The sequence below is a fragment of the Leucobacter sp. GX0328 genome, assembly GCF_053567315.1.
Genome location: NZ_JBSGPC010000001.1, coordinates 606,710 through 631,169 on the forward strand (window position 1 = coordinate 606,710; position 24,460 = coordinate 631,169).

General features: G+C 69.2%; 25 protein-coding genes and 1 riboswitch. Of the genes, 13 read left to right on the top strand and 12 right to left on the bottom strand.

Translation table 11 applies throughout. The annotated features are described in order from the left end of the window. Positions 1-17: 17 nt before the first annotated feature. Together ACUYTF_RS02690 and ACUYTF_RS02695 are read right to left on the bottom strand one after the other, a co-directional pair. Positions 18-389: a metalloregulator ArsR/SmtB family transcription factor gene (locus tag ACUYTF_RS02690; RefSeq protein WP_434140901.1), complete on the bottom strand. Its 372-nt coding sequence runs from the start codon at positions 387-389 to the stop codon at positions 18-20. A gap of 74 nt (positions 390-463) precedes the next feature. Beyond that, a complete protein-coding gene (locus tag ACUYTF_RS02695; protein ID WP_434140900.1) occupies positions 464-1,147 on the bottom strand; it encodes a VTT domain-containing protein in 684 nt (227 codons plus the stop codon). Positions 1,148-1,394: 247 nt separating this feature from the next. On the opposite strand from ACUYTF_RS02695, the gene ACUYTF_RS02700 reads away from it, so the two are divergent. Further along, entirely contained in the window at positions 1,395-1,559 is a 165-nt protein-coding gene (locus tag ACUYTF_RS02700; RefSeq protein ID WP_434140899.1) for a hypothetical protein, read from the top strand. Between the two features lie 105 nt (positions 1,560-1,664). On the opposite strand, the gene ACUYTF_RS02705 is transcribed toward ACUYTF_RS02700, so the two are convergent. Next, positions 1,665-4,868, bottom strand: coding sequence for a DUF5979 domain-containing protein (locus ACUYTF_RS02705; protein ID WP_449279308.1), 3,204 nt, complete (start codon positions 4,866-4,868; stop codon positions 1,665-1,667). A gap of 182 nt (positions 4,869-5,050) precedes the next feature. Between ACUYTF_RS02705 and ACUYTF_RS02710 the strand changes: the two genes are divergently transcribed. Both ACUYTF_RS02710 and ACUYTF_RS02715 read left to right on the top strand, forming a co-directional pair. After that, positions 5,051-5,335: a helix-turn-helix domain-containing protein gene (locus tag ACUYTF_RS02710; protein ID WP_434140897.1), complete on the top strand. Its 285-nt coding sequence runs from the start codon at positions 5,051-5,053 to the stop codon at positions 5,333-5,335. Between the two features lie 75 nt (positions 5,336-5,410). Beyond that, positions 5,411-5,734, top strand: coding sequence for a DUF6907 domain-containing protein (locus ACUYTF_RS02715; protein ID WP_434140896.1), 324 nt, complete (start codon positions 5,411-5,413; stop codon positions 5,732-5,734). A 42-nt stretch (positions 5,735-5,776) separates the two neighbouring features. Here ACUYTF_RS02715 and ACUYTF_RS02720 read toward each other — a convergent pair whose 3' ends face one another. The 6 genes from ACUYTF_RS02720 to ACUYTF_RS02745 form a co-directional block, all read right to left on the bottom strand. After that, positions 5,777-6,661, bottom strand: coding sequence for a bifunctional methylenetetrahydrofolate dehydrogenase/methenyltetrahydrofolate cyclohydrolase (locus ACUYTF_RS02720; RefSeq protein WP_434140895.1), 885 nt, complete (start codon positions 6,659-6,661; stop codon positions 5,777-5,779). A gap of 14 nt (positions 6,662-6,675) precedes the next feature. Then, a complete protein-coding gene (glyA, locus tag ACUYTF_RS02725) occupies positions 6,676-7,959 on the bottom strand; it encodes a serine hydroxymethyltransferase (RefSeq protein WP_434140894.1) in 1,284 nt (427 codons plus the stop codon). A gap of 36 nt (positions 7,960-7,995) precedes the next feature. Continuing rightward, positions 7,996-8,078: riboswitch (ZMP/ZTP riboswitch) on the bottom strand. A gap of 51 nt (positions 8,079-8,129) precedes the next feature. Continuing rightward, positions 8,130-9,134 carry a TRC40/GET3/ArsA family transport-energizing ATPase gene (locus tag ACUYTF_RS02730; protein WP_434140893.1) on the bottom strand — a complete coding sequence of 335 codons (1,005 nt, stop codon included), beginning with the start codon at positions 9,132-9,134 and terminating at the stop codon, positions 8,130-8,132. Then, positions 9,125-9,448, bottom strand: coding sequence for a cory-CC-star protein (locus ACUYTF_RS02735; RefSeq protein WP_434140892.1), 324 nt, complete (start codon positions 9,446-9,448; stop codon positions 9,125-9,127). Before ACUYTF_RS02735 ends, ACUYTF_RS02730 begins: the two co-directional genes overlap by 10 nt. Positions 9,449-9,451: 3 nt before the next feature. Then, the gene (locus ACUYTF_RS02740; protein ID WP_434140890.1) at positions 9,452-11,179 is read right to left on the bottom strand and encodes a carbon starvation CstA family protein; all 1,728 of its coding nucleotides are present in this window, start codon (positions 11,177-11,179) and stop codon (positions 9,452-9,454) included. A 211-nt stretch (positions 11,180-11,390) separates the two neighbouring features. Continuing rightward, a complete protein-coding gene (locus ACUYTF_RS02745) occupies positions 11,391-12,785 on the bottom strand; it encodes a hypothetical protein (protein ID WP_434140889.1) in 1,395 nt (464 codons plus the stop codon). A gap of 66 nt (positions 12,786-12,851) precedes the next feature. Here ACUYTF_RS02745 and purU point away from each other — a divergent pair, with 66 nt between their 5' ends. Continuing rightward, on the top strand, positions 12,852-13,736 hold the full coding sequence (gene purU, locus ACUYTF_RS02750) for a formyltetrahydrofolate deformylase (protein ID WP_434140888.1): 885 nt from the start codon (positions 12,852-12,854) through the stop codon (positions 13,734-13,736). A gap of 22 nt (positions 13,737-13,758) precedes the next feature. Here the strand turns inward: purU and ACUYTF_RS02755 are convergent, their stop codons facing one another. Next, the gene (locus ACUYTF_RS02755) at positions 13,759-14,616 is read right to left on the bottom strand and encodes a biotin--[acetyl-CoA-carboxylase] ligase (RefSeq protein WP_434140886.1); all 858 of its coding nucleotides are present in this window, start codon (positions 14,614-14,616) and stop codon (positions 13,759-13,761) included. A gap of 113 nt (positions 14,617-14,729) precedes the next feature. Here ACUYTF_RS02755 and ACUYTF_RS02760 point away from each other — a divergent pair, with 113 nt between their 5' ends. The 4 genes from ACUYTF_RS02760 to ACUYTF_RS02775 all read left to right on the top strand — a co-directional run bounded on the left by ACUYTF_RS02760 (position 14,730) and on the right by ACUYTF_RS02775 (position 17,636). Beyond that, positions 14,730-16,322 (top strand): carboxyl transferase domain-containing protein, encoded by a 1,593-nt coding sequence (locus tag ACUYTF_RS02760; protein WP_434140885.1) that lies wholly within the window; start codon positions 14,730-14,732, stop codon positions 16,320-16,322. Positions 16,323-16,335: 13 nt separating this feature from the next. Beyond that, positions 16,336-16,608 carry a hypothetical protein gene (locus ACUYTF_RS02765; protein WP_434140884.1) on the top strand — a complete coding sequence of 91 codons (273 nt, stop codon included), beginning with the start codon at positions 16,336-16,338 and terminating at the stop codon, positions 16,606-16,608. A gap of 26 nt (positions 16,609-16,634) precedes the next feature. After that, on the top strand, positions 16,635-17,375 hold the full coding sequence (locus ACUYTF_RS02770; protein WP_434140883.1) for an NUDIX domain-containing protein: 741 nt from the start codon (positions 16,635-16,637) through the stop codon (positions 17,373-17,375). A 66-nt stretch (positions 17,376-17,441) separates the two neighbouring features. Then, entirely contained in the window at positions 17,442-17,636 is a 195-nt protein-coding gene (locus ACUYTF_RS02775; protein WP_434140881.1) for a helix-hairpin-helix domain-containing protein, read from the top strand. Between the two features lie 18 nt (positions 17,637-17,654). Here ACUYTF_RS02775 and ACUYTF_RS02780 read toward each other — a convergent pair whose 3' ends face one another. Next, a complete protein-coding gene (locus ACUYTF_RS02780; protein ID WP_434140880.1) occupies positions 17,655-19,355 on the bottom strand; it encodes a deoxyguanosinetriphosphate triphosphohydrolase family protein in 1,701 nt (566 codons plus the stop codon). Positions 19,356-19,446: 91 nt separating this feature from the next. On the opposite strand from ACUYTF_RS02780, the gene ACUYTF_RS02785 reads away from it, so the two are divergent. From ACUYTF_RS02785 to ACUYTF_RS02800, 4 genes are all read left to right on the top strand, one after another. Next, entirely contained in the window at positions 19,447-20,019 is a 573-nt protein-coding gene (locus ACUYTF_RS02785; protein ID WP_434140879.1) for a hypothetical protein, read from the top strand. Between the two features lie 196 nt (positions 20,020-20,215). Further along, positions 20,216-20,962 (top strand): YceI family protein, encoded by a 747-nt coding sequence (locus tag ACUYTF_RS02790; protein ID WP_434140878.1) that lies wholly within the window; start codon positions 20,216-20,218, stop codon positions 20,960-20,962. 292 nt (positions 20,963-21,254) lie between these two features. Continuing rightward, a complete protein-coding gene (locus ACUYTF_RS02795) occupies positions 21,255-21,767 on the top strand; it encodes a hypothetical protein (RefSeq protein WP_449279309.1) in 513 nt (170 codons plus the stop codon). 3 nt (positions 21,768-21,770) lie between these two features. Beyond that, positions 21,771-22,301: a hypothetical protein gene (locus ACUYTF_RS02800; protein ID WP_449279310.1), complete on the top strand. Its 531-nt coding sequence runs from the start codon at positions 21,771-21,773 to the stop codon at positions 22,299-22,301. Between the two features lie 373 nt (positions 22,302-22,674). Here ACUYTF_RS02800 and ACUYTF_RS02805 read toward each other — a convergent pair whose 3' ends face one another. After that, positions 22,675-23,871, bottom strand: coding sequence for a RimK family alpha-L-glutamate ligase (locus ACUYTF_RS02805; RefSeq protein WP_434140876.1), 1,197 nt, complete (start codon positions 23,869-23,871; stop codon positions 22,675-22,677). A 25-nt stretch (positions 23,872-23,896) separates the two neighbouring features. Here ACUYTF_RS02805 and ACUYTF_RS02810 point away from each other — a divergent pair, with 25 nt between their 5' ends. Next, a complete protein-coding gene (locus tag ACUYTF_RS02810) occupies positions 23,897-24,376 on the top strand; it encodes a putative ATP-dependent zinc protease (protein WP_434140874.1) in 480 nt (159 codons plus the stop codon). Positions 24,377-24,460: the final 84 nt, after the last annotated feature.

A 24,460-nucleotide genomic window follows, 5' to 3' on the forward strand; every position in this document is an offset into this window, starting at 1 on the left:
GTTTTCCTCCTCGTTGATCAGCGGCGCTCGACTGCGGAGCGCCGCTCTTGCCCGTCGTCTTCGGCGAGCAGCGCATCGAGCTGGGCGATGCGGCCTCGCCAGAGCTGTTCGAAATGAGCCAGAAGCGCTTGCGCCCGGCGAATGGTCTCGGGGTTGCCTCGCACGATGCGCTCCCTCCCCCGCGGAACTTTGGCGACGAGGTCTGCGGCCTCGAGCACCGCGACGTGCTTCTGCACAGCCGCGAAGCTCATGTCGTAGTCGCGGGCGAGCTCGGAGACCGAGGCCTCGCCGACGAGCGTGCGGCGCACGATATCGCGCCGCGTCGCGTCGGCCAGGGCCCGGAAGATACGATCTACCCGGTCGTCGTCAAGATCAATTTGTGCAACCATTTGGTTGTACGTTACGTCCGCCGAAAGCCGTTGTCAACCCCCGAGCGGCAAACCGCTCGGGACAGCCCGGCCCGTTACTCGGCGACGCTGCGGCGCTTCTCGCGCCACGAAGAGAACGCGCGCCACATCTCGATCAGGATCGGGATCCCCGGAATCAGTACGAGCACGATGATGAAGATCTCGCTGTACTTCTGCACGAACGGAATCTGCCCGAGGAAGTAGCCGAGCAGCGTCACGCCGACCGCCCACAGCAGCGCGCCGACCGCGTTGTAGACGACGAAGCGGCGATAGGTCATGTGGCCGATACCGGCCGCCGCCGGCACGAAGCCGCGGATGATGGGCAGGAACCGCGCGATGATGATCGCCTTCGGGCCGTGCTTCTCGAAGAACGCGTGCGTGCGCTCGACGTTCTCGGGGTTGAAGAGCTTGCTCTTCGGCCGGTTGAAGATGGCCGGGCCGATCTTGCGGCCGAGCATGAATCCGAGCTGGTCGCCCGCGAAGGCGAACACGAACAGCACCGCGCAGGTGATCCAGATCGGGATATCGATGATGGGCACCCCGCCCGGGCCCGTCGCGCTGAAGAGCCCGACCGTGAAGAGCAGCGAGTCGCCGGGCAGAAACGCGAGCACGACGACACCGGTCTCGAGAAAGACGAACACGCACGCGAGGATCAGTGCGAACCAGCCGCCGGCCTGCAGCAGGGTCTCGGGGTCGAGCCAGTCGATGCCGAGCAGTGCGGGCACGAGAAGGGGGGTCATCACCCCGTCAAGATACCAGGCGGGCCAGTGAGAAACCCCGGGCATGGTGGTTGAACTCACCGGCGCAACGAAGGGATGTGCGCGATGACCGAACCGCAAACCTGAACCATGATCGGTGCTGTCATTGCGATCATGATCCGCACCATCACGGTGATTCTCCGCACGGTGTACATACAGTTCGCGACCACGCTCCAGCAATCGAAGTCGCTCGGGCACGAGCTGCGGGCCGACGTCCGCTGTCACGAGCGTGCGCATCGAAGGCACGAGCATTCGTACTGACCTGCACGCCGAGATCCCGAACGTACGACCCGAGTTACCGGCAGACATCGGAAACGTGCGCACCCAGATCATCCACCTCGACCGCGACGTGCAGGCGATCACCAAGCGCATCTTCCCCACCGATCAGGCCTGAATACGACGAAGCGCTCCATCGGGACGGCGCACCCGAAAAGGGGTGGGCCCGCAGCCGGAAGTAGGGAATACTCCGACTGCGGGCCCGAGGTGCTATCCGTTCGACTTACTCAGTCTTGAAACTGCGTCGCCGCGCGGATAGCGCCATCACTCCGCCGGCTGCTGCGAGGAGCAGGGCACCGGCGATCCCCAGGGGGAGTAAGGGAGCGCCGCCGGTGGCGACGAGGTTCGGCTTCTTGGGGGATGCCGGAGCCAGGTCGCGGGTGATGGTGTTCGTGAGTTCGACCTCGACGACGGTGCCGTCGCCGATGGTGAACGTGTCGGTGCTGAACGCGGGCTGCTGCCAGGCCCCGCCTTCAATCTTCGTGGGTGTGACCTCGGTCAACGTGACCTCGGCGCCGTAGGGCAGCCCCTCGACACTGATGGTCTCGCCGTACGCGGCCACCGTGAGCGAACCCACACCGGCTTCGAAGCCGTCGCCAGCGGGGTAGGTGAAGCGCACCTCGAACTCGGTACCGTCGGCCACCAGGCTCGCACCGCTCCCGGCGATCTGCTTCGTGACCGCGAAACCGCCGCTGTTGAGCGAGAGCTCGTTCGTCGCGAGCAGCTCGACCGTCACATCCTTCTCGATGGTGAAGGTGCTCGGGCCGTCGAGCTCGACGGGCTGCCAGGTACCGCCTGTGACCTTCTCGGGCGCCACCTCGGTCACGGTGACGACCGCACCGGCGGGGATGTCACTGACGGTCGCGGGGTCGCTGCCCGCGGTCACATTGATGGTGCCTTCGCCGGCGTCGAAGGTGTCGCCGGCCGGGTAGGCGTACTCGAAGGTGTACTCCTGCCCGTCGGGTACGAGGTGGAGGGCGTCGCCCGTGACCGTCTTGGCGAGGCTGAACGCGCCCACATCGCGGCTGATCGTGTTGGTCAGCGTCACTTCGGCCGTGGTGCCGTCACCGATGGTGAAGGTCTGCGGGTCGAAGATGTGGCCTTCCCAGGTGCCGCCGGGTACCGGGGCCGGGTCGATCTCGGCGAGCGTCACCTCGGCGCCGTACGGGAGGGGGCCGCTCGCGACGGGCTCGCCGTCCGCCGAGATCGTCACTGTGCCGGAACCGGCTTCGAAGCCGATGCCTGCCGGGTAGCCGTACTCGACGGTGAACGTCGTCGACGGGTCCACCAGCTCCGCGCCCGTGCCTTCGAGAACCTTACGGATCTGGAAGTCGCCGTTGCCGAGCAGGATCGGGTTGTCGAGGTCGATCGTCACACTCTGGTTCTGGATGATCGTGAACGTCGACTGCGAGAACACCGGGTCGAGCCACTCGCCGCCGGTCACCGGATCCGGTGCGGCCTCGGTCAGCGTGATCTCGACGCCCGCGGGCAGGCCTTCTACGATGACGGGATCGCCGCCGGCGACCCCGGTCACGGTGCCGGTGTCGGCCTCGTAGCCGGGGCCTGCCGGGTGCGACCAGGCGACCCGGAATTCAGTGCCCTCGGGCACGAGCCCTGAGCCGTCGCCGGAGAGGGTTTTCTGGATGCTGAACGCGCCCAGATCCTTCGTGATCCGGTTGGTCACCTCGACCACTGCTTCGGCGTCGACCCCGACGGTCAGGGTCTGCGGGCTGATCACCGGCGCATCCCAGGTCGCGCCCGGAATCGCGTTCGGCATGACCTCGGAGAAGGTGAGCTTCGCACCCACCGGCAGTTCACCGCTCGTGACGAGCGTGCCGTCTGCGGGCAGCGTGAGGGTACCCGAGCCCGCGGCCCAGGTGCTCGAAGCCGGGTAGCTGTAGTTCACGGTGTAGCCGTCGACGCCGTCGAGGTTCGCGCCGTCGGGGTTCTCGACGGTCTTCTTCGCCTGGAAAGTCGTCTTGTCGAGCATGGCCTCGTTGGTGAGCGTGAAGTACGAGACCTTCGCCAAGTTCTTGTTGGCGGCGGAGAAGGTGATCTCGATACTGTCGGTCGGTTCCGCACCCTCGAGGGGTTCGCCGTTCGCGTTGGTCGCGATGAACTTCGGCGTGCCCCAGGTCACGTTCGCGGGATCCGTCGGCTGCACCTCGGTAATGACGAGGCGGGTGTCCTTGAAGAACTCCTCACTGAAGAAGGTCTCGCCTACGCGAATCTTCGTCGAACCGGGCGTGCCGGGGTAGTTCGCGTCCGTCGTATCGTAGGCCGTCCAGTTCAGGGTGAACTCGGGAGTCGGGTTGAACGCGGCGTCACCGGCGAGCGCCTTGGTGACGGCGAACTTGCCGAAGTTCTTCCCGACGACGGTGCCCGAACCGGAGTAGCGGGTCGCGCTGCCCTCGACGATACGCTTCTTCTGCCCCTCGACGGTGTACTCCGCTTGGTTCCGGTAGGTCTTCGCCTTGCCCTCGTCGAGCACCTTCACAAGCCACTCCACATGGTAGACCGAACCGGTAAGGCCGCGGTCGCCCGCGTTCGGCTGGTCATCGGGCAAGCCTTCGCGCGTCGTAAACGAGACGGTCAGCTTGTCGGCAGAGACCGTTACGAGGTCGTCGGGAATCTTGTGCCACACGAGGTCTTCGCGGTTGGTCTGCGGGCTGCGCCGCACGCTGCCCGCCTCATATACCACAGGATCACCGATGAGCTCGAACGCCGAGGTGTCGAGCAGGTCGGTGACCTCGACGTTCAGACCGACCGGCATACCGTCCCCGCGCGCCGAGCCGTTGACGCTATCGTCGACCGCCACCGTCCATTCGATCTGGTCAGTGAGGTTGTCGTACCAGCCGCCCTTCCATTGCCAGGAGCCCTCGTAGTCGCAGTCCTCGATGCAGACGACCGGGTTCGGCGTCACCGTCACCGGAGGTGCCGTCACATTGCCGAAGTCGAAAGTGCGCTCGACCTCCTCGGTGTTGTAGATGTTCACGTTCACGAGGAATGTGAAGGTGCCGCTGATCTCGACCGGATGACTCGCAACGTAGTCATCATCGATCGTGCACACCACCTGCTGCGCTGAGACAATGCATTCGCCTGCCACTTCACCGTCGGAATCGATCGCGGGGAACCGGTCGGCGTGCCCACGCAGTTCCTCCGGCAGCTCCACCGTGGCCGTGAGCGGCGTCGACGGGTTATCCGCCACGCTCCAAGCGACGTTGATCTCCTGACGGCTGCCGCCCGGGAACTCGTCGTTCACGAAATCCACACTGTCGATGGTCGCCGCGGTAGCGGCGAGCGCAGCTGATTGCGGCAGGACGACGAGGGTGGCCACCAACGCGAGGAAGGCGAGTATGGCGCCTTCGAAGCGCACGCGTCTCGACCTCGAGTCGTGGTCCCCCTTTCGCAGCGCAAAGGTACTCATGCAGTCTCCTCGATTCTTCACACGGATAGAGGAAGGTCCGGTTTCGGAGCATTCCCGACCATTCGGGCGTTGAAATTGAGAGCTCACATAAGACGAATGGCCTCTTTTATTATGCATATAATGAAACGGAAAGCAAAATAAAAGAGGCCTCATGAGTTAGGCGAAACCTTCAATCTGGAGGCATGGCAAAGCACATCCCGGGGGAGCATTGGGTCGAGTACGCACGCGACATCGGCACGCGATTGCAGCGCAGGCGCATCGAGCTCGGTGTGAGCCAGGAGCGTCTCGCGGCATCCGCAGGGATCACGCGCTACACGTACCAGAAGCTCGAGAAGGGCGAATCCGCTCCCGGCACCCCCGCGAACCCGAGTCTGCGCACCATCATGGCGGTAGCGCAGCAGCTCGGCTGCACACTCGACGAGCTGCTCCCGGAACCGTGGCCGGATCTCGGTCTCTTCGACGACTGACCCTGCGCCTCCGGATGTCCGGGGTCCGGCCTAGCCTGTGAATGCCGTGCCGCAGTCATCGTATACGGAGGGCCCGTGTTCCGAACAAGCTGGCAGAGCAGCCCCTGCCCCGAGTGGTGCGTCATCGACCACGACGAGGCCGATCACCCCGACGACCGCGCCCATCGCGACGCCGGCATCGCGATCCCTGCGGTGTTCCGCCACCGCGATTTCCACGAGGGCCGACTCGTCGAGCGCATCCACGAAGGCAGCCTGACCCTCGGCCGTTGGCAGCGAGACGGCGAAGATCGGGTCTGGTACTTCATCGGCGACGACGCGGGCCTCGAGATCGAGATCAGCGCGGAGAGCTTCGCACGCCTCACCGACGAGATGGTCCATCTCCGCGAGGGCGGCCCCTGAGACGCCCGTCGACCCGCTGGCCGCGGGCCGGCGGGCACCCCGCTAGATACCGGCCCGGCGCTCGGCCATCTCCACGACGTTCGTCATGAGCAGCGCCACGGTCATCGGGCCGACCCCGCCGGGGTTCGGCGAGACCCAGCCCGCGACCTCGGCGACGGCCGGGTCGACATCGCCGAACACGCGATCCTGACCGCCGTCGGAACCCTCTTCGCGGCTCACGCCCACGTCGAGCACCGCGGCGCCCGGCTTCACGTCTTCGGCGCGGATCATGTGCTTCACGCCCGCAGCCGCGACGATGACATCAGCCTGGCGCAGGTAGTACGGCATATCAACCGTGCCCGTATGCGTCAGCGTCACGGTCGCGTTGAACTCGCGGCGCGTGAGCAGCAGCCCCATTGAGCGCCCGATCGTCACGCCGCGGCCGACGACCACGACGTGCTTGCCTGCGAGATCGTAGCCGTTGCGGGTCAAGAGCTCGATCACGCCCCGCGGCGTGCACGGCAGCGGGGTGTCGATCGGGCCGTTCACGTTCAGCACGAGACGGCCGAGATTCGTCGGGTGCAGCCCGTCGGCATCCTTCGCCGGGTCGATGCGCTCGAGAATCGCATCGGTGTCGAGATGCTTCGGCAACGGCAGCTGCACGATGTAGCCGTGGCACTCGGGGTCGGCGTTCAGCTCGTCGATGAGCGCCTCGACGTCGGCCTGCGTGGCGTCTGCCGGCAGCTCGCGCTGCATCGAGTTCATACCGATCGCCTGCGACTGCCGGTGCTTCATGCCGACGTACAGCTGCGAGGCCGGGTCGGCGCCCACGAGCACGGTCGCGATGCCGGGCACGACGCCCCGCTCGGCGAGCGCTGCGACACGCTCGGTCAGTTCCGCCTTGATCGCCGCGGAGGCGGCGCGGCCGTCGAGTTTCTGCGCAGTCATCTCGCGTGCTCCGTTCACCAGTTCTCGAGGCCGGGGTACAGCGGGAACGCCTCGGCGAGCGCCTCGACGCGGCCGCGCAGCGCGTCCGAGTCGGCCTCGCCCTGCAGCGTCAGCGCGATGATGTCCGAGACCTCGGCGAACTCGGCGTCGCCGAAGCCGCGGGTCGCGAGCGCCGGGGTGCCGATGCGCAGGCCCGAGGTGACCATCGGCGGGCGCGGGTCGAACGGCACCGAGTTGCGGTTCACCGTGATGCCGACGGCGTGCAGCGCGTCTTCCGCCTGCTGACCGTCGAGCGCGGAGTTACGCAGATCGGCGAGCACGAGATGCACATCGGTGCCGCCCGTGAGCACGTCGACGCCGGCGGCCTTCGACGCATCGGAGGTGAGCGCCGCGGCGAGCAGCTTCGCTCCCGAGAGGGTGCGCACCTGGCGCTCCGTGAACTCATCGGTCGCGGCGAGCTTGAACGCGGTCGCCTTCGCGGCGATCACGTGCATGAGGGGGCCGCCCTGCTGGCCGGGGAACACGTTCGAATTGAGCTTCTTCGAGATCTCGGCCTCGTTCGTGAGGATGAAGCCCGAGCGCGGGCCGCCGATGGTCTTGTGCACGGTCGACGAGACGACGTGGGCGTAGGGCACGGGGTTCGGGTGCAGGCCCGCCGCGACGAGGCCCGCGAAGTGCGCCATGTCGACCCACAGGGTCGCGCCGACCTCGTCGGCGATCTCGCGGAACGCCGCGAAGTCGAGCGTGCGCGGGTACGCCGACCAGCCGGCGATGATGACCTTCGGCCGATGCTCGCGGGCCTTCGCGCGCACGACATCCATGTCGACGAGCATCGTCTCAGGGTCGACGCCGTACGAGGCGACGGTGTAGAGCTTGCCCGAGAAGTTCAGCTTCATCCCGTGAGTGAGGTGGCCGCCGTGCGAGAGCTCGAGGCCGAGAATGGTGTCGCCGGGCTCGGCGATCGCCGACAGCACGGCCGCGTTGGCCGAGGCGCCCGAGTGGGGCTGCACGTTCGCGAACTTCGCGCCGAAGAGCGCCTTGGCGCGATCCCTGGCGAGATCTTCGGCGATGTCGACGAACTCGCAGCCGCCGTAGTAGCGGCGGCCCGGGTAGCCCTCGGCATACTTGTTCGTGAGCACCGAGCCCTGGGCCTCGAGCACCGCGCGCGGCACGAAGTTCTCGCTCGCGATCATCTCGAGCGTGCTGCGCTGACGGCCGAGCTCCTGCTCGAGCACCGCGGCGATCTCGGGGTCGACGGCCGCGAGCGGCTCGTTGAAGAAGGCGGACTGCTGGGACATACGGACTCCTCGTTCCTCCTGCGCACGCAGGTCTGTTCCTGCGGCCCAGGCGAGCGGCCTATGTTCGAATCGTCGCTCCCCGATGGTCGCCCATCTGCACGCCAGTCACGACGCCCACCAGCCTAGCAAGCCCCGCCTGCGAGGCGCACGGATTTTCTCCGCACCGTCCGTCAGCGGGCCTCGGCCGGGGCCCCGAACTCGGCGGCGAGCGCCCCGAGCGCCGACTCGCCCACCAGAGCACCGCCGATGAGCGGCACGAGTACGCGCGGGGCGCGGGGCAGCTCGCGGGCGAGGCGATCGAGCTGCTCGTTCTCGAGCGCGCGGCGAGCAGCGAGCAGGGGGCCGGCGTCGTCGGGCGAGACGCGGTTCACGACGAGGGCGGCGAGGTCGACGCCGATGCCGTCGAGCGCGGCCGCGAGTTCGAGGGTCTCAGAGACGGGCATGGGTTCGGCGATGCTGACGATGACGAAGCCGGTGAGCGACGCGTCCTCGATCGTGGTGCGCAGTCTCGCGAACCGTTCGCGGCGCGCGATGAGCACGCGCCTGAGTTCGGCGTCGGCGCTCTCGTCGGGGGTGCGCTGGCGGCTACTCGCGAGACCGCGCATTGCCGAGGCGTAGCGCTCGGAGCGGTCGCGATTCGACAGGAGCGTCTCCGTCCATCCCGTGAGCTGTTCGGGCAGGCGCATGAGCCGGAGGGTGTGCCCCGACGGGGCGGTGTCGAACACGACAAGGTCGTAGCCCTCGAGCCCGAGCGCGACCGCGTCGGCGACGCGTTCGAGCACGGCGGCCTCGTGGCTGCCGGGTGCTTCGCGGGCGAGCGCGAGGTGGCGTTCGGCGTGCGCGTGCATGCGCTCGGGCAGCATGCGGCGCATGGTCTCGGCGACCGCCCGCAGGTGCGCGTCGACGGTGCGCTGCGGGTCGATCTCGATGCCGTCGACGCGGCCGCCGCCCTCCGTGGTCGCGAGTCGCGCCGGCGAGTCGCCGACCCGACACCCCCAGAGGTGGCCGAGATTGTGCGCCGGGTCGGTCGACACGACGAGCACCCGGGAGCCCTCGCGGGCGCGGGCGAGCGCGACCGCCGACGACACCGAGGTCTTGCCGACCCCGCCCTTGCCGCCGACGAAGAGCACGCGGCGCGCGCGCACGGTCTCGAGGAGCGTGGCGTCTAGCAGCATGACACGTGATCCAAAGGGCTTCGGGGCATGCCCATGCGGCGATGCCACTGATGGAAGTCGTCGTAGAGGCTCGGCATGAGCTCGACCGTGTAGTACGCGGCCGGGTCGGGCACGCCGAGCGCCTCGCCGAGCACGGCGAGGGTGAAGAAGTCGTCCTCGTCGCGCTTGTCGCGCGCGATCGCCTGCCGGTAGGGGCCCGCATAGTACTCCTGCAGGCCGTCGCGCAGCGCGGCCCAGCGCCGGGAGAGTTCGCTCCCCCGGCGCCGGGTGCCGCGCCCGCCATCGTGGTGCGGCGGGCGCGGTGCGCTTGCCATGCGTCAGACCTCTTCGCGTACGGCCTCGAGCTTCACGTCGGCGTCGAACGCCTCGGGCGGCTCGTTCGCCGCGCGGCGCATCGCGAGCACCGCCTCGACGGCGACCCAGATGCTCGCCACGATGATGATGGCGTCGAGCACGAAGAGCAGCCAGTCGGGGTTCTCGGGGTTCGCGAACGACGCGAGCTGGTCGATCGCGGCCCAGAACGAGGTGACGAACACGAACACGAGCGGCACGAGCGCCGGCAGCGGGCTGCGGCGCTTGCGGATGAGGATCACCGCGATGATCGACAGCGTGAGCGATGCCATGAGCTGGTTCGTCGTGCCGAACAGCGGCCAGATGCGCAGGCCGCCGTCGCCGCCGAGGCCCTGGGAAAAGGTGAGGCCGAGACCGACGATCACGACGATGAGGGTGGCCGGCACCTTCGTGATGCGCACCTTCATGGTCTCGCCGATCTCCTGCACCACGAAGCGGAGCAGACGCATGCCGGTGTCCATGGTCGTCGCCGCGAACAGCACCGCCATCGTCGCGAGCACGGTCGCGCTGAGCGATGCGGGCAGGCCGATGCCGTCTTGCATGAGCATGCCGCCGCCCTCGACGAAGGCGTTCACGCCGCCCGCGCCGAACGCGTTGTAGACCTCGTCCCACTCGGCCACGGTGCGGAAGCCGGCGATGACGGCGAGGATCGTGCCGAGCGAGAGCAGGCCCTCGCCGACGGCGCCGAAGTAGCCGACGAAACGCGCATCGGTCTCTTTATCGAGCTGCTTCGAGCTCGTGCCCGACGACACCATGCCGTGGAAGCCCGAGATCGCGCCGCACGCGATCGTGACGAAGAGCAGCGGCACCATGCTCGGGGTGCCGTCGGGCACCGCGTTGTTGATCATGGGCGCCACGATGGTGTGCGAGTTGCCCACGAACAGCGAGCCGATGAGCACCGCGCCGTAGAGCAGTGCGAGACCGACGAACAGCTGCACGCCGTTGATGTAGTCGCGCGGCTGCAGCAGCACCCACACCGGCAGCAGCGAGGCGATCGCGCCGTAGACGAACAGCGCGACGATCCAGAACGTCGCCGGGCTCATGCCGAGCACCGACTCGGGCAGCACGACCGGCACCTGGTCGCCGAGCACGATGAGCGCGTACAGCGCCGTCACGCCGACGATGGTGACCGGGATGAGCGGCCAGCGCAGACGGTACACGGCCACGCCGACGAGCAGCGCGACGATGATCGCGCCCCAGGTCGGGATGACCGCGGTCGGGGTGCTGATGAGCAGGTTCTTGATGACGACCGCGAACGCGGCGATCACCATGAGCAGCAGCAGGAAGATCACGACGAGGAACAGGTTCGCGCCGCGCTTGCCGATGTACCGCTCGGACAGTGCGCCGATCGAGCGCCCCTTGTTGCGGGCCGAGGCCCAGAGCGCGCCGAAGTCGTGCATGCCGGCGAAGAACACCGTGCCGATCGTCACCCAGAGGAAGGCCGGCAGCCAGCCCCAGATGACGGCGATCGCGGGGCCCACGATCGGTGCGGCTCCCGCGACCGAGGTGAAGTGGTGGCCCCACAGGATGAACTTGTTGGTAGGTACGTAGTCGACGCCGTCGTTGAGCTCGTGCGCCGGGGTTTCGAAATCGTCGTCCAACCGGTAGACGCGTTTCGCCAGATACTTCGAATAGACGAGGTATCCGAACACGAAGATCGCGAGACCGATGAACATGAGAATGACGGGACTCATAGAACTGTTCTTCCTCTCATTGGCCGCGCGTCTCTGCGAGGCCTCCGTCGGGCGGGTGAAGTCGGGTCACACCTTGAGAGGCGCGTGCCGCGACGGTGCGGCCCGTACCTCTCCCCTCGAAGCTACCAACAACGCCGAGGCGATAGCCAGCAACCGGTCGTCGTCGCATTCGGGCCCTCGATCCCGCTCCCGCAGCGTCTCGCTTCGAGTCTCAGGAGCTCGAGGGTTCAGACGCCAGCTCCATGAGGGTCGGCCACTGGTCGCTCGCATAGGTCTTCGGCAGGCTCACGCCGGTGCGCTCGACGTCGAACCAGTCGAAGATGCCGCCGCGGCTCTGCCAGTAGTCGCCGCTCGAGAGGAAGAGCGCCAGGGTCGCCTCAGGGATGGCGGGCTGGTCGGTGTCGAGGTCGAACTCGGGGTCTGCCGTTTCGTCGCCCGGCGCTGGAGTATCGGGCCGCGCCGCCGTCATCGAGAGGCGGTAGCCCCGCTCGTTCTCGAACTCGTAGCGCACCGACTCGACCTCGCCGTTCTCGTCTTCCCAGAAGATGCCGGGCTCGCCGGGCCTCGCCGTGTAGGTGGGGCCGTCGTCGATCTCGCGCAGCATCCACCCCTGCTGTTCGGCGGACTTGCGCGCGGACTTCGCGACCGACTCGGGGTCGCCCGCCAGAGCCCGACCCCAGACGACGTCGACCTGGTAGTTGAAGGTGTCGGAGTAGCTGTACTCGTCGTAGTCGATGCCGGCGCCGCCGAGCACCCGCCAGCCGGTGGGCGAGATCTCGGTGCGCAGCGGCGCGAGCGCCTCCTGCGCCTCGCGCCATTGCGCCTCGTGTCGGTCGCGCTGCTGGTCGAGCGAAAGCCCCGCCACCTCGATCTCCTTCTGACCGCCGAAGTCGCGCTCGCCGTTCATCGAGACGTAATCGGCCGCGACCGCCCCGCCGATCAGCATCGCGGGCACGACGCACACCGCGATGAGCGCTGCGATGTTGCTGCGGCGAGCGCGATGCGCGGCCGCAGGCGCGGGCTCGGCGTCGGGAGCAGCGATCCCTGCAGCGCCGAACTGCTGCGGTACGGCCGCTTCTACCGCGCCCGCCAGCGCCGGCGGTGCGGGGCGCAGCACGAACACCAGCACGAGCGCCGCGAGGTAGGCACCCACCCACACGATGAACGAGATGCCGAGCAGCGTCTCCTCGGCGCGCTGCGACACGAAGCCGAACGTCGCGCGCACGACCGATTCGATCGGCGCCGCGTCCGTAGCGCCGGGCATCGAGAGGCAGATCATCACGAGGCCCCAGCAACTCGTGACGATCGTGACGCCGACGGAGACCGGGATGCTGCGGAACCCGCGATGCTTCAGCACGAAGCGGGGCACGGCGCCGAGCAGCCCGACCCCCGGCACGATCAGGGGCGAGAAGAGTACCGCGAAGAGCGACTCCCAGCCGCCGACGCCCGCGAATGAGCGGAACAGGAACGCGGCCGGGAAGATGAACCACGACACCCACAGCCACGACCTCCAGAGCACCCCGACGCCCTTGGCCTTGGGCTTCTTCGCGCGTTTTCGCGGCGGCGCCCATTCGGGGGCCGCCATCGGTGCTGCAGGTGTCGCCATGGTTCGACTGTAATCGCAGAGGCCGCGTCTCACCCGACGCGCCGCGATCTACTAGCCTTGTGCCTCGTGAGCACGATCGAGACGACCAACACCTGCGCCCAATGGGTTCTGACCCTCTCATGCATCGACGGGCCGGGTATCGTGCACGCCATCAGCGGCGCGATCGTCGAGGCCGGCGGCAACATCGCCGAGAGCCAGCAGTTCTCGAGCCAGGACACCGCGAGCTTCTTCATGCGCCTGCAGATCGAGGCGCTCACCGACATCGGCACCTTCGACGAGCGCTTCACCGCCGCCCTCGCCCCGGTCACCGAACGCTACGGCATGACCTGGCGCCTCGACCGCGTCGGCCGCCCGGTGCGCACCCTCATTCTCGCTTCGACCGCCACGCACTGCGTCAACGACCTGCTCTACCGCCAGCGCGCCGGCCAACTGCCGATCGAGGTGCCGCTCGTGCTGTCGAACCACGAGACCGTGCGCGACCTCGCCGCGTTCTACGACGTGCCGTTCGAGCACCGCGCCATCGCCGAGCCGGCCGACAAGGCCGCCTTCGAGGCCCGCGTGCTCGAGGCGATCGACGAGCACGACATCGAGCTCGTCGTGCTCGCCCGCTACATGCAGATCCTCTCGCCCGGGCTGTGCGCGGCGCTCGAGGGCCGGGCCATCAACATCCACCACTCCTTCCTGCCCGGTTTCAAGGGCGCCAACCCCTACAAGCAGGCGCACGAGCGCGGCGTCAAGCTCATCGGCGCGACGGCGCATTTCGTCACCACCGACCTCGACGAGGGCCCGATCATCGAGCAGGACGTCGTGCGCGTCGACCACTCGTACTCGCCCCGCCAGCTCGTGCAGCTGGGGCAGGACGAGGAGGCGCGGGTGCTGCGCCGCGCGGTGAACTGGTTCGCCGAGAACCGCATCCTCGCCGACGGTCACCGCACCATCATCTTCAAGTAGCGGGGCGCCGCCCGCCGGTCGGTCAGCGCAGGTGCTCGACGTCGCCCGCCGCGACCGTGAGCTCGCCGCCCGTCGGCAGGTCGACCACGAGCGAACCGTCTGGGGCGAGGGATCGCGCCCGCCCGTCGACGACCTCGCCGGCCGGCAAGTGCACCCGCACTTCGGCTCCGAGCGTCACCGAGGTGCGTGCGACCCGCGAGCGCACGGCGCCCGGGTTCGTGCCCGCGAGCTCGATGAGCCGCAGCAGATCGGTCGCGTAGTCGGCGAGCACGTCGTCGAGCAGGCGCTGCCCGGCCGCATCGTGCAGCGACTCGGCGCCGTCGACGTCGGCGCCGGCCGCGAGCAGCGACGTGGCGCGTTCGGTCGGCAGCTCCCATTCGGGCAGCAGCAGGTTGACACCGGTGCCGACGACGATCGCCCCGTCGGGCAGCATCTCGCAGAGGATGCCGACGAGCTTCAACCCCGGCCGCCCCGCCATCGCATCGTCTTCATCGCGCACGTGCACGTCATTCGGCCACTTCAGCCCGACCCGCATCCCGTCGCCGAAATACGGTTGCAGCGCAGCCGTCATCGCGGCCCCCGCGATGAGCGGCAGCCAGCCGGGGCCGAGGCCCGATCCCTGGCCCGCACCGTGGCCCTGCCCGAACCCGCGCACGAGCAGCGATGCCGCGACCGCCATGTCGGGCGGCGTCACCCATCCGCGCCCGAGGCGGCCGCGGCCCGCCGTCTGCTCGGTCGTCGCGAGCAGCGTGCCGTGCGGCAGTGGCTCGGCGCCCCCCGCCCGATCGAGCGCGAGATCGCGCAGCTCGGCGTTCGTCGAAGGCGAGCTCTCGCGCCAGATCACCTGCGGCAGCACATCCCGGGTACGCGGCAACTCCATGCCCACACGTTATCGCCCACGGAGCGCCTTCGTAGGCTTTCGACTAAGGATTTCGGGATCAGTTGGAGAAGTTGTTGCGCGTCAGGCATACGGCCCGCGCTAGGCTTGGCTGCGTGACTGGAGACAACGCCCCGCTTGCAACCACTGCGAGCCGTATCGCCGACCACCGCCGCAAGTACCAGGAGGCCGTGGGCGACCGCGATGCCGCCGCCGCGGCCAAGCAGCACGCGCGCGGCAAGATGACCGCACGCGAGCGCATCGCCCAGCTGCTCGACCCGGGCTCGTTCGTCGAGTTCGACAAGTACGTGAAGCACCGCACCCACGGCTTCGGCATGGAGAACAGCCGCCCCTTCGGCGACTCCGTCGTCACCGGCGCCGGCATGATCCACGGCCGGCAGGTCGTCGTCTACTCGCAGGACTTCACCACCTTCGGCGGTTCGCTCGGCGAGGTCGCCGGCGAGAAGATCGTCAAGGCGATGGAGTTCGCGCTGAAGACCGGCGCGCCCTGCATCGGCATCCTCGACTCGGGCGGAGCGCGCATCCAGGAGGGCGTCGTCTCGCTCTCGAAGTACGCGAACATCTTCCGTCTCAACACGGCGTGCTCGGGCGTCATCCCCCAGATCTCGATCGTCATGGGCCCGTCGGCCGGCGGCGCCGTGTACTCCCCCGCCCTCACCGACTTCGTCATCATGGTCGACAAGACGAGCCACATGTTCGTCACCGGCCCCGACGTCATCAAGACCGTCACCGGCGAAGACGTCGGCTTCGAAGAGCTCGGCGGCGCGCTCACCCACAACAAGACGAGCGGCGTCTCGCACTACCTCGCGAGCGACGAGCACGACGCCCTCGACTACGCCCGCGCGCTCATCAGCTACCTGCCCGACAACAATCTGGCAGAGGCCCCGATCTACGACACCGACACGGCGCTCGAGATCACCGCGGCCGACCGCGCGCTCAACAGCATCATCCCCGACAGCCCGAACCAGCCCTACGACATGCAGGTGGTCATCGAGGCGATTCTCGACGGCGGCGACTTCCTCGAAGTGCAGCCCCTGTTCGCCCCCAACATCCTCATCGGCTTCGGCCGCGTCGAGGGCCGCACCGTCGGCATCGTCGCGAATCAGCCCGCGCAGATGGCGGGCACCCTGAACATCGATGCGAGCGAGAAGGCCGCACGCTTCGTGCGCTTCTGCGACGCGTTCTCGATCCCGATCCTCACCCTCGTCGATGTGCCCGGCTACCTGCCCGGCACCGACCAGGAGCTGCAGGGCGTCATCCGCCGCGGCGCGAAGCTGCTCTTCGCCTACGCCGAAGCGACCGTGCCGCTCGTCACCATCATCACCCGCAAGGCCTACGGCGGCGCGTACATCGTGATGGGCTCGAAGCAGATGGGCGCCGACTTCAACATCGCATGGCCCACCGCCGAGATCGCCGTCATGGGCGGCTCGGGCGCCGTCAACATCCTCTACCGCAAGGAGCTGGCCGCGGCCGCCGAGCGCGGCGAGGACGTCGAGGCGCTGCGCGCCGAGCTCACCGCGAAGTACGCCGCCGACGTCACCTCCCCCTTCCTGGCCGCCGAGCGCGGCGAGCTCGACAACGTGCTCGAGCCCGCCGGCACCCGCCTCGCCGTGATCAAGGCCCTGCGCGGCCTGCGCGGCAAGCGCGACGAGCTGCCGGCGAAGAAGCACGGCAACATCCCGCTGTAAGGAGGCAGAGACGATGGACACCCCACTGCCGCCCGACGCGGCGGCCCGTGATGCCGCACGGCGCGAGGAGCAGGGCGACGCCGACGCCGCGCTCAGCGGCGACGACATCCGCTTCGTCACCCGCCAGGTGCGCCCCGAAGAGCGCGCCGCCGTCATCGCCGTGCTCACCCGCGTGCGCACGGAGGAGACCGACCGCGTCAAGCGCGTCGCACGCCGCGACCGCGAACCGTGGTCGCGCTCGCAGCGCGTACCCGAGGGCATTCACGAACTGCTCGTCGAGGGCTGACAGTCGGATTCGCTAGGCTGGCGGGCATGACCCGCAGCATCGACGACGTGCAGCGAGACCTGCGCGAGCTGCTGCGCGACCCGCGCCCCTACGACATCGAACCGCAGGGGCCGCTCGCCGACCGACCGGCCCGGCACTCGTCGGTGCTCATCCTCTTCGGGGCGCTCGACCGCACGATCGCGCAGCCCTCGGGCCGGCTCGCGGATCCAGAGGCGACCTCCGCATCCGCGGCGCCCCGGGCGCCCGACCTCCCCGTGCCCGCCGAACTCGACGTGCTGCTCACCCGCCGCGCCGACGGCATGCGCCACCACCCCGGCCAGATCGCCTTCCCCGGCGGCGGCGCCGAACCCGCAGACGACTCCCCCGACCGCACCGCGCTGCGCGAGGCGCAGGAGGAGACCGGCCTCGACCCCGACGGCGTCGAGGTGCTCGGCAGGCTGCCGGAAGTGCTGATCCCTGTCAGCAACAACCTCGTCACCCCCGTCGTCGGCTGGTGGCGCTCGCCCAGCGAGGTCGCCGCCGACCACTCGGAATCGGTCGACGTCTTCCGCACCCCCGTCGCCGAACTGCTCGACCCCGCCAGCCGCGGGTCGTCAGTGCTCAGGCGCGGCGGCTACACCCACCGCGGCCCTGCCTTCGCGCTGCACGAACGCTTCGGCGGCCGCGTGCTGTGGGGCTTCACGGGCATACTGCTCGCGACCATGTTCGACCGGCTCGGCTGGTCGGTGCCGTGGGATGCGGGGCGCGAATTCGAGGTGCTGCCGTAGCGGCAGACGGTGCCGCTGTCGGGTCTGCCGGGTCTGCCGGTGCCGCCGGCGGCTATCATCGTGGGCATGGACGACCGCGGCCCCGTATTCGACGGCGTGAAGATCGGCCGCCCCGCGACGGGCGCGCTCATCGACGCCGGATACACGACGCTCGACACCCTGCCCGACGACCTCGCCGAACTGCTGCCGCTGCACGGCTTCGGCCCGAGCGCGCTCGGGCGCCTCGCGGAGGAGCGGGAGCGCCGCTCAGCGGCGGAGTAGCGCCAGCGCGGTCCGGGCTCACCCCTCGACGCTGGTGAGGGCGCGATGCGTGGTGACCGCTTGCTGGTCGCTCAGCGACGACACGTAGTCGAGAATCGCCCGCGCACGCCCCTGACGGCGCAGGCCCGCATCGCTCGTGTCGCCCATGATGATCTCGGGGCGGCTGCGGAAGAGCGCGAAACCGGCATCGGTCGCCTCGTCGACCCACTCGAGCAAGCGCCGCGGTGCCCGACCGGCATCGTCGGCATCGCTCAACCACTCGTCGAAGCCGAGCACGAGCTCCTCGACCACGCGCCCCATGCCGCGCTGCGACTGCCCCAGTTCGGGCCGCTCGAGCACGAAATGCGCGTGCACGAACTTCAGCACCATCACCTCGTGCCACGCCCGCCGGTCGAGATGCACGTAGCCGCCGCGCACGTGCGGGTGCTCCTCGACCACGATCGACGTGCGCAGGTGCTCGATCCAGCTGCGGGTGAACGTCGACACGGCCCGCTCGCTCTCGATACCGCCGTCGTACGGTGCGGCGAGCAGCGACTCGTCGATGTCGGTGCTCACCCGGTGCACCGCCTCCTGGAAGGCATCGCGGTCGGCGATCCACGCATCCTTGCGCTGCAGCCGCCGCCACAAGAGCTCGAGCGACCGGCCCGGCCGGCGCCACGCCCCCGCGAGCTCACCCAGCGGCTCGGCCGCGAGCTCGCCCGAATCCCTCAGCCAGGCCCGGAACTCGGCCGAGATCGCCGCCTGCTGCAGCACCCCGGCCCGCGCGAAATCGTCGAGATCGTGCACGGCGTACGCGATGTCATCGGCGAGATCCATGACCGCGCACTCGATGGTCTGGAAACCGCGGCCCACCGTCGGGAAAGCGGCGAGCGCCTGATCCATCTCGGCGACATCGAGCGAGTACACCGAGAACTTCTCGGCACCCTCGGCCTCGGCGCGACCGACCCCGCGCGGGCGCTCGCTCTCGGACACCCGCCCGCTCGCCTCGCCGAGCCAATCGGCGCGCGTCCACGGATACTTCAGCGTCGCGGCCCGCGTCGCCGCCGTCAGATTCAGGCCCGGGAAATCGCGGCCGAGCGTGTCGAGCTGCGTCAGAATGCGGAAGCTCTGCGCGTTGCCCTCGAACCCCTCGGCGAGGCCGAGCCGCTCGCGCGCCACCCGATCGAGCACGCGCTCCCCCAGATGCCCGAACGGCGGATGCCCCAGATCGTGCGCGTGCGCCGCCGCCTGCGCGACGACCGTATCGCACCCGCCGAGACGCGCAACGACCGCGCCCACCGCGTCATCCTCGGCGCGCTGCCCGCGTTCGAAGGCCTCGTGCCGGGCCTCTCGGCCGGCCAGCTGCGCCGCGATGACGCGCGCCACCGCGCTCACCTTGAGCGAGTGAGTGAGGCGGTTGTGCATCACCGGGCCGACGCCCGACTGCGGCACCACCTGCGTCACATCGGAGAGCCTCGCGAAGAACGACGAGAAGCGGATGCGCTCGAGGTCGACCCGGTACTCCTGCGCCTCGCGCACCCCCGCGATCTCGGCCGCGTCGATGTGCGGGCCCGTCTCGTCGTCAATGCCCGCCGCGGCGTCGCTGCCGGCGCTGCCGTCGAGACCCGCCGAACGATGCTGCGACGAGACGTGCTCGACGTAACGGCGGGTCTCGCGGTGCGTGGGAGTCGCGGTACTCGCTTCGGTGCTCGCTTCGGTGCTCGCGTTGCCTGCGTTCATGCTTCTACTCTATTGATGCGCCGCCACCCCTCCGCGCCGCCGCTCGCGTCTCGCACTGTCTCGTGTCGCAGGCCCGCCATAGACTGCCAGCATGAGCAATGCAGCATCCGACGCGGGCAACCGCACGCGCGCCAGCAACCTCCCCGCCCTCGAGCGCGCGAGCGGCAAGAGCTGGGCCGAATGGGTCGACCTCTTCGAAGCCGCGAACGCGAAGACCCTCGAACACCCCGAGATCGCCCGCATCGCCCGGGCCGCGATGCCCGACTCGCTGCAGAACCCCGACTGGTGGGCGCAGGGCGCAGCCATCGCCTACGAGCACCACGCCGGCATGCGGGTGCCCGGCCAGTCGTCGACCGGCACCTTCCGCGTGAGCGTCAGCCGCACCCTGCCCCTCGACCGCGACGCCGCGATCGAGGCCTGGGGCGCCGCCCACGGCGCCCTCTCCGAACACCTCGGGCACGCCTCGGGCGAACCGCGGTTCTCGCGCACGGAGAAGCGCAGCTTCCGCCGCTTCGACCTCGACGGCGCGGGCCGCGTCGAGATCTCGGCAACCCCGAAAGGGGACGACCGCACCATCCTCGCGGTGAACCACACCGAACTCGCCGACGGCGACCTCATCGAGACCTGGCGCGCGCACTGGAAGACGCTGCTCGCCGAGCTCTGAGCCGGGCCGGCGCGCTACAGGCCTATCGAACTTCTGGCGGGCGCGCTCGGCGATCCCTGGCGATGCCCGTTCTTATGAAACTCAGCGGGCTTCAGGCTGGCTCCGGGCTTCTTCATCGGTTGCCCTGCGAGAGTGAACGTGCGCGTTCGCCTCACGAGCGCACAGTTCATGCGAAACGGCCGGAGAGGGGGAGGCAGTGCAGAGATCGCAGAAGATTCTCATCGGCGTCGGAACCGGCGTGCTCGCGGTCACCGTCGTCGCCGCCACGATCGGCCCGATCGTCTACCGCGACTTCATCGCCCCGCCCGCCGCGCACGCCCCCACGCTCGGCTCGAACTCGGACCTGCTCGGCGAGGCACCGCAGTCACCCGACTCCACCGATGCGATGTCGCCCTCGGGAGCGCCGCTCGACGCCGCCGCGCTCGCCGGTGCGTGGACCATCGGCAGCGGATCGGAGGCCGGGTACCGCGTCGACGAAGTGCTCAACGGCGCGGGCGTCACCGTGACCGGACGCACCCCCGATGTCTCCGGCACCCTCACCATCAACCCCACCGGCACCGCGCTCGAGGCAGCCGCGCTCACCGTCGACGTCGCCTCGATCGAGACCGGCAGCTCGTCGCGCGACGCCTACTTCCGCGACCGCGCCCTGCGCGCCGACGAGTACCCGACCGCCACCTTCGTGCTGACGTCGCCCGTCGCGTTCGGTGAGCTGCCCGCCTCGGGCGCGACAGCCGAAGCACAGGCCACCGGCGACCTCACCATCGCCGGCGTCACGCACTCGGTCACCGCCGACGTGTCGGTGCGCAGCGACGGGAAGACCGCGCAGATCGCGGGGACCATCCCCGTCGCGTTCGCCGACTTCGGGGTCGACGCGCCGTCGCTCGGGTTCGTGAAGGTCGAACCGACAGGGTATGTGGAGTTTCAGCTGACCGCGACGCGGTAGGCATGTCGGGCCTTCGGCCGCGGGTGCGGGTGCGGGTGGGGCTTGGGGCCGTGCGGCTTCGGGTGCGGCTTCGGGTGCGGCTGCGGGTGCGGCTGCGGGTGCGGCTGCGGCTGCGGGTGCGGGTGCGGGTGCGGGAAATAGTGCGGAATCGGTGCCGAATTGTGCATCAGATCGGGCATTCGCGCTTGGCGACCTTCCTCCACAGGCCGCCGAATAGGGCGAAAGCGCAGAAGTTATTCATTTCGCTCGAGTACCGGGTGCGTGAGCCGGCCGGCCCGGCCAAGCTGGCCGCATGGCCCGGCATCTCGACCCTCTGCCTCGTACGCTCGGGGCCGCATTCACCGCCGCCGAGGCACGGGCGCTCGGCCTCGGATCGCGGAGGCTGAACGCGGTCGACGTCGTGCGTCTCGCACCCGGCTACTATGCGCGCGCTCCGCTGCCGCTCTGGCCCGGTGATGCCGCGACCGGGCATCCGGCCGAACGGTGGCGCCAGTACCAGCGCGCAGTCGCGAAGCTCATCGGGCCCTTACTGCCGGGCGGAGTGTTCTTTGCCGGGCGCACTGCGGCCGCGATCCATCGGCTCCCCGTTCCGGCGCCCCGTGCACTACCGCAGGCCGGGCCCGCCGGGCGCGAGCCCGCAGTCGTCGCGAACCTCGCGCTCGCCCTCGGCGGCATCGACCTCGGCTGCCATACCCGCGCGAAGCGCCTCGACTCGCGGGGCTTCGCGATGCAGGTCGTCCAGGCGGCGCACGTCACCGTCGTCGCTCGCGGCGCACTGCGCGTGACCGACCCCGCGTCGACCTGAGCGATGCTCGCCCCGAAGCTCGGTCGCGGCGACGCGGTCGCCCTCGGCGATGCCGTCATTCGCGAAGCGCGCATCCCCGGCACCGCACGGCTCGAGCGGCCGCCGCACGCCGAGATAGCGGAGCTCGAACGCCTGGCCGCGATGCCTCGCCGCCCGGGCGGGCCCGCGCTGCGGCAGATGCTGGCCCTGCTCTCACCGCACTCGGCGTCGCCGCCGGAAAGCCTCATACGGCTCCTGCTGCTCGATTGGGGCCTGCCGGAACCGCGGCTCGACTACGACGTGACGAGCCCGAGCGGCCGCCTGCTGGGCGCCAGCGAGTTCGCGTACCCCGAGTACCGTTTCGCCATCGAGTACGAGGGCGATCATCACCGGGTCGAAGCGCGGCAGTGGAATCGAGATATCGAGAAGTACCACGACTACCGCGAGCACGGGTGGGAAGTGTTCCGCGTGACGAGCGAGCTGCTCTATATCCGGCGCGCTGAGCTGCGTGAACGGTTGCTCAGTCGGTTCCGCAGCTTCGGATGGAGCGGGTGATGCGATCGGCCTTGAGACCGTGGTAGAGGACGCCGCCAACGGCTTCGGGGCGCAGGGTCGCTCTTGCACCGTTACCGCCGGCCAGCACTTCAGCGCAGAACGATCTCGTCGCTCACCGGAAACCCGGCCGACGGGCCTGGAAGCGTTCGCACGCCGTGTCGTGCATCCCCGACGTCGAGCGCCCGAGCCCCACGGTCGGGCGTATTCGGGTCGGCGGTGATCCCTGGTGAGCACCCCGTGTGCACCCCGTGTGCACGAAATTGTGCTGAATCCGAGCCGGATTGCGCACCTAATCGGGCACCGGAGCGGATTGGGCCGGGGGAAGGCGCGGTCGGCCCGAAGACGGGCGGGCCGGCGGCAAGCAGGAAACCCTTCAGCCCTCGGCGAGCTCCTGGGCCGCCCGCGGGAGCTTGCGCACCCGCGCCCGCTTGCGCCGCTTCTCGGGAATCATGCCGCGCATCTCCTCGAGCTTGCCGAAGCACAGCAGCCGGTCTTCGGGCTCGAGCACGACGTGCTTGCGCGGATTCGGGATGACCTGCACGCCGCGGTGCAGCGTGAGCACGGTGATGTCGCGATCCCACAGCCCCAGGTCGCCGAGCGCCTTGCCGACGTGCTCGGAGCCCGCATGCATCGTCAGTTCGGCCACGCCGTACCCGGTCGACACCGATAGCCGCTGGCGCACGTCGATCTCGGGGAAGTTCACCTGGTTCGAGATGTAGTCGATGATCGCGCCCGCGACATCGAGCCCGGTCGCCGCCTCGATGCCCTGCAGGCCGGGCGACGAGTTGACCTCCATCACGAGCGGGCCCTCGTCGCCCTCGAGCATGTCGACGCCCGCGACGCGCAGGCCCATGATCTGCGCCGCGCGCACCGCGGTCTGCTCGTACACCGGGTCGAGCTGCACGGCCTCGACGGTGCCGCCGCGGTGCACGTTCGAACGGAACTCGTCGCCTGACGCGATGCGCCGCATCGCCGCCACCACGCGGTCGCCCACGACGAGCGCGCGCACGTCGCGCCCGCGGCTCTCGGCGACGAAGCGCTGGATGAGCACGTTCTGCCGCGTCGAGTGCAGCGTCTCGATGATCGCCTCGGCGACCTTCACCTGCGGCGCGAGGATGACGCCGATGCCCTGCGTGCCCTCGAGCAGCTTGATGACGACGGGCGCCCCGCCGACGCTCTCGATCGCGGGCCTGACGTCGGCGCGGTTGCGCACGAACGCGGTCGCCGGCATGTCGATGCTGTGGCGCGAGAGGATCTGGATGGCGCGCAGCTTGTCGCGGGCGTTCGAGATGCCGTTAGCCGTGTTCGGCGTGTACACGTCCATCTGCTCGAACTGGCGCACCACGGCCGTGCCGAAGTAGGTGATGGAGTTGCCGATGCGCGGCAGAATCGCGTCGTAATCGCTCAACTGCTTGCCGCGGTAGGCGAGATCGGGCTCCTCGCCCGCGAGGTCGATCGAGAAGCGGAGGGTGTTGAGCACGCGGGCCTTATGGCCGCGGTCGAGGGCGGCCGTCATGAGGCGCTGCGTGGAGTACGCCTGTGGGGCGCGCGAGAGAATCGCGAGTTTCACGTGGGATACCTGCCAAGATAGGTGCATGACTGTGTCACACCATTCAAGCACTCTCACGGGGTGGCGTGAATGGGTGCGTCTCCCGGGTCTCGGCGTGCCGTGGATCAAGGCAAAGATCGACACGGGTGCGCAGACCTCTGCGCTGCACGCGACCGACATCGCGGAGTTCGAGCGCGACGGCGCGTCGTGGGTGCGATTCACGGTGCATCCCTGGCAGGAGTCGGAGGCCGACGCGACGGTCGTCGAGCTGCCCGTGCACGATCGGCGCGTCGTGCGCAGCTCGTCGGGGCACGCGCAGGAGCGCCCGGTGGTGCTCGCCGACGTGCAGCTCGCGGGCCGCGAGGTGCACGCCGAGCTCACGCTCACCGATCGCGACGAGATGGTGTTCCGCATGCTCATCGGGCGCGAGCTCTTGCGGCAGGGCTTCATCGTCGATTCGGCGGCGTCGTTCGCGGGCGGCAAACCCCCGCGCGGGGTACGCCGGCGCAATCGCGGGCAGGGCTGACGCGTTCACTGCCGACGCGGGCCGGTCCGCGGCGGCGCGAGCCCTCGCCGGGCGACGATTGAGGTGTTCAACGAAGTGTGACGC